General features: G+C 64.9%; 1 pseudogene. It reads right to left on the bottom strand.

Annotated elements, in window-relative coordinates:
- Positions 1 to 509: 509 nt before the first annotated feature.
- A pseudogene (locus H7965_RS29815) lies at positions 510 to 1,655 on the bottom strand (glycogen debranching protein GlgX); the annotation flags it as partial.

Raw genomic sequence — 1,655 nt, 5'->3', positions numbered from 1 at the left:
GGCGCGTAGATCTTCGGACAGGGTTCTCGCCATGCAAGCTGGCCTCCGTGCCCAGCAGGCACGGTGAATCAGATTTCGCGCCGGGCGGGAATCCTCAGCGACTCTGAATGGTCAGATTTCGCTCTAGGCCGAGGGACTGGGGCGGACGAATGAATGAGAATGCCGGGCGTGCAGACGGTCCTGGTTGCCAGCGGCAGTGGCGACGATGCTGGCCGACCCAACGCTGGCGGGGATCCCTGTCGTGATTTTGCGCAGCGCGCCCGAAGTCGGCCTGCGTGATCGGTTCAACGGCAACGCAGCCTTGCGCACAAACCGCTTCCCGACACCCAGGTCCTTGACGTAGTCCGACGCGTACTCGAGAGCGCCATCGCCTGATGCGGCACTTGGTCGCACCGGGCTTCCAAAACTACGCCGGCCTGTGCACGCAAAGCCGGTGCCGCTTCCACGCCACAGCGATGCCGTCCGAGCGGAGCATCGCCCTGTTTTGCCTGAGCGGGCGCTCCTCTCGACTATTGCTGCCCCGGCAATGGTGGTGGCGTCGAGCCGGCCAGCAACGCCGTGCGCGCCGCGGCGAGAACGGCCCCGCCACCCCGCTCCGGCCGCAGCAGAAGCAGCAGCAGCGACCGCCCTGTGACCATGAAGGGATGTCCGAACTCGAAGGGCTCTGGCTCCTCGATCTCTGGCCGGTTTGTGTCCACCAGCAACAGCCAACGTTGCCCAGCCGGTGGTTCGGGCAGCGAGAACTCGACCACGCCATGGTGAGCATTCAGGATCAGAAGAAGCGTCGCATCCGAGGCTGGACGACGAATGCCGCTGGCCTGCGCCCGTCCGTCAAGCAGAACACCGAAGCACCGCGTATTCGGATCGGCCCAGTGCTCCTGGTCCATGTCGGTGCCGGAGGGTGTTATCCAGGTCGCATCCTTAACTCCGACTTCTTCGTTGTAGGTGCCGGACAGGAAGCGGCTGCGCCGCAACACCGGGAAGCCTTGCCGCAGGGCGATCAACTTGCGGACGAAGGCCGCAAGGTCTCTGCTCTGTGGCTCAATGCCCTCCCAATCCACCCAGTTCAGTTCGTTGTCCTGGCAGTAGGCGTTGTTGTTGCCGCGTTGGGTGCGGCTGAACTCATCGCCGGCCAGAATCATGGGCGTTCCCTGGGAGAGTAGCAGGGTGGCGAGGAGGTTGCGCTTTTGCCGCTCGCGCAGCGCCTGGATCTCCGGGTCGTCAGTCGGTCCTTCGGCACCGTGGTTCCAGGAAAGGTTGTGCGAATGGCCGTCGCGGTTGCCCTCGCCATTCGCCTCGTTGTGCTTGTCGTCGTAAGAGACAAGATCGTTCAGAGTGAAGCCGTCATGCGCGGTGATGAAGTTCACGCTGGCCCAAGGCTTGCGCCCGCGGCGGTTGAACTTGTCGCCCGAGGCAGTGAGCCGCGCAGCAAGCTCGGCTGCCATACCTTCGTCACCCTTCCAGAACGCCCGCACCGTGTCGCGGAAGCGGTCGTTCCATTCCGCCCAGCCCGGCGGGAAGCCGCCCACCTGATAGCCGCCCGGGCCGCAATCCCAAGGCTCGGCAATGAGCTTTACCCGGCTCAGTACCGGGTCCTGCCGGCAGCTGTCGAGGAAGCCGCCGCCCTCGTCGAAGCCGTAGGGTTCGCGGCCAAG

This window comes from Siccirubricoccus deserti (genome assembly GCF_014283215.1).
Classification (GTDB): Bacteria; Pseudomonadota; Alphaproteobacteria; order Acetobacterales; family Acetobacteraceae; genus Siccirubricoccus; species Siccirubricoccus deserti.
This window is presented reverse-complemented; position numbering and strand designations above follow the sequence as displayed.